3 protein-coding genes and 1 pseudogene are annotated in these 3,030 nt (G+C 50.6%); all 4 read right to left on the reverse strand.

Going from position 1 to position 3,030, the window contains the following annotated elements; all coding sequences use genetic code 11:
* Nucleotides 1-20 precede the first annotated feature (20 nt).
* Nucleotides 21-452: a hypothetical protein gene (locus tag HWQ67_RS15375; protein ID WP_218253568.1), complete on the reverse strand. Its 432-nt coding sequence runs from the start codon at nucleotides 450-452 to the stop codon at nucleotides 21-23.
* 39 nt (nucleotides 453-491) lie between these two features.
* Nucleotides 492-698: a hypothetical protein gene (locus HWQ67_RS15380; RefSeq protein ID WP_218253569.1), complete on the reverse strand. Its 207-nt coding sequence runs from the start codon at nucleotides 696-698 to the stop codon at nucleotides 492-494.
* 256 nt (nucleotides 699-954) lie between these two features.
* A complete protein-coding gene (locus HWQ67_RS15385) occupies nucleotides 955-1,470 on the reverse strand; it encodes a hypothetical protein (RefSeq protein WP_218253570.1) in 516 nt (171 codons plus the stop codon).
* A pseudogene (locus HWQ67_RS15390) lies at nucleotides 1,467-3,030 on the reverse strand (hypothetical protein); the annotation flags it as partial. The gene HWQ67_RS15385 and the pseudogene HWQ67_RS15390, both read right to left, overlap by 4 nt.

The raw sequence follows: 3,030 nt of genomic DNA on the forward strand, positions 1-3,030 counted from the left end.
TTCAGCCTTTCTGTGGAATGTCAATCTGCTCCCTTTGGTAGTTGCAGGTGATGGTCTAACATAACCTCGTACAGTATCTTGCCACTGGCCCCGACCTGCATATAGGGCAAGAATACCTGGTCTATCGTCACCATTTCAGTCTCCAGTATTGCCATTTGGGACCGAACCCAATCTTTGAGTATCCGCCAAGCCACACGAGCAGCTACTTCATTTGATACTTGAGTCCTTCTCCGTTGCTTGTTGAGGACAGTGCTAACCTTCCCGATATTCGCTGGCAATTTAAAGGGTGTATCTCCATAAGGTGTATTGACAATAAATGCCAACCCCACAGGTTCACCATCGTTATAATCGAGAAGAATATGCTGCGCACCATGAGCCACGAGTATGTTTTGAATCTCATTGATTGACCTTGATGCGGGTACAGTTGTGCTATAATTGGCCAATCTTGTCATAGTATCATTTCCTTTCCACAAATGAGTTATACTGTGGAATTACGTTGCGTCGTGGTCATCTTCCATGTGTTCCACTACATTGAGCCACTTGCCTAATCTGCCGTGCCTCACTACCAACTTACCGTCCAGCTCTTTGTAGGTTCTCTGGCCGAAAAGATATTGCCCAAGTGTAATAAGTACAAACGAACCTACCCAAAACCACCACTGTTTCATTAAGACTATGATGCCTTGCGTTAGCTCTTCCATATTTTTCTCTTTTCCGTATGGTATCTCTGACTAACTTACCCTCCAGAAAGTATAGCACAGGGTGTCAAAAGTGTCAACAGAATAGCCCTTTTGTGGAATCTTTTGGTAGCTATTTTGACGATTCTCCCCGGGCTTTTTTGCCCGCCACGAACAAAAACGCCGACGCATTCCACATTACAGTGCAAAACTTTTTACCGATTTTGGGGGTTGTTAAAGGCAACTACCCCGAAAGACTCCACGGAAGAGCCATAGTGTGCTATGTAAATCTCATCGTCCGCCAACCCCGGCGAGGGTTGCGGGATATTCTCCCACCGCTTGTGTAGTAGGTGCCGGGTGGAACACGGAGCCCATGCCATTGTGAAACTCTATCTACCCTCACAATCTTAATGACCCGTGGTTTGAAAGCCACCAACTGTTTCTTGTCGATGATTTGAACATCATACCCTGCCTTGCGTGCTTCACCTTCAATCCATTTGTCTGTTGACTTATCCCATTTCTTCCCCTGGGCAACAAGTCTATCGTACCTCTTTTCAATCCCGAGCTTCCGAACTATAGCGGGGTCATTTCCTACAAATAGTTTGGTGGGCGTTATTTTGGCAGTTATCAGTTGCATTGGGTGTTTGTGGTCATATCGGCGTGGGTCGGCATACCCACGTGCGAGCTTCTTATCTGGCGTCCAGTATGTAACCTTGCCCGCTCGTCTTGTGGGGGCTTCGCTTGCCTTCGTTCCCCTGTACCACTTTCTGCCTTCGATGTATTCCTTCCAGGTCATGTTACCACCCTCCCCCTGTGCCAGGTCCTGCGGGAAAACGTGAGATGCCGCCCATTGGTTATCCGGGCGGTGACAACACCCATGGGGACCACTATCACCTGGGGTATCTTTCCCATGGACTTGAGGGTTTTCTTTGGTGCGTGTCTTCCCTTGGCGATCACGCTGCCCCAAGGTGGCCTCTTAAGGGAATAGACCACATCTTCCTGCCGGCCAGTGGTTCTGAATGGCGGGAAGATGCTCACCCAGTAGCGTCCCTGCTTCCAGACGGCCAAGGCTGGGCCTTCGCGCCTCGGTGTTTGTGATGATTTTAATGTCGTTAGTGGCGGACGAAACGGCTTTGGTTTTGGCCCGGGTTTCGGGTATGGTACGGGATATGGTGATGGCTTAGGGCTGGGAGTCGGTATTGGACTCGGGATTGGACTTGGCTTTGGACTTAGCATAGGGCTGGGTACCTTACTCGGTTTACCAGATGGTTTGCCAGAGGCAGATGAATAGGGGCTTGGAACGGTACTCGCCGACGGCTTGGGACTTGGCGATGGCACTTTGCTTATTACCGGACTCGGTGATGGTTTCGGTGATGCCACCGATGCGATACTACGTGCGACGCTGGGGGATACCTTCACGCTGGCTAGCGACTTGCCCGGTGCCTTCGATACGGCTGCGGAGATGGCCGTCGATATTGCGGCTTGCATTTCTGGTGATTTGGCTGCCTGGTAGGGGTAGATCGGTTGAGAGATGCGCCTTCCCAAACTAGGTGATACAGATGCACCCAAGGAACTAGGGATATGGACAATGACTGATGGCGCGGCACCGGTGCTTACCCTGGCGGTGACAGAGGGCCGGAATTGGTATCCTATTATGTCGGATGGGGTTTGAGCAGCCACTTCCAACATACTTTGTCGAATCCTTGGTAACACCCTGGCTAGTTGGGTTTTGTCATAACCCATTGCCTTCGCCCATGACTCCAGCCATTCTTCAGCAACCTGCTCACCCCTGAAGGTTCTTAGGGTTACATAGAAGTCGGCAGCATCCTTTGGCACTCCGGGCTGGGCAATACCGCGTTCCGGGGGATTAAATGCCGTGCCTTCACCACTTTGCCTCACCCTTAGAATAGTGTCAGCTTTTCTGACACCTGACTCCGACAGCCTCATAATTCGCAGGTCACCAACACCGGGATACTTAACCGTGATGGCTGGTTCGGAGACCATCCGGCCATAAGAATAGTCACCGGTTGCGTCAAGTTTTGATGCTGGTAGGTCGGCTGCACTGGTTATGACCGCCTCTTGAGAATGTATGTCAGCGATATGTTCCCAAGAACCACCGACCTTCTTTTCAATAAGCGTTGGAGTTTTGGGGCTTATCCGATAGGTTCCGCCGCCATTGGCCTTCAAGTCCTTTAGTAGCGTCTGTGCGAAGGCTTCTGTCTGGGCCTGGTTCATGTTCAGGCTAATGTCCCAGTCGTGTACCCCCCGCCAGTTTCTCAGTTCGGGAGCCAACTGGGATTTAATAGTAGAACTGCCATATAGCAAGAAGGCGTCTTTGATTTTAGACTTCTTGATA

Origin of the sequence: Candidatus Magnetobacterium casense (genome assembly GCF_019173545.1) — a bacterium.
Lineage (GTDB): Bacteria > Nitrospirota > Thermodesulfovibrionia > Thermodesulfovibrionales > Magnetobacteriaceae > Magnetobacterium > Magnetobacterium cryptolimnobacter.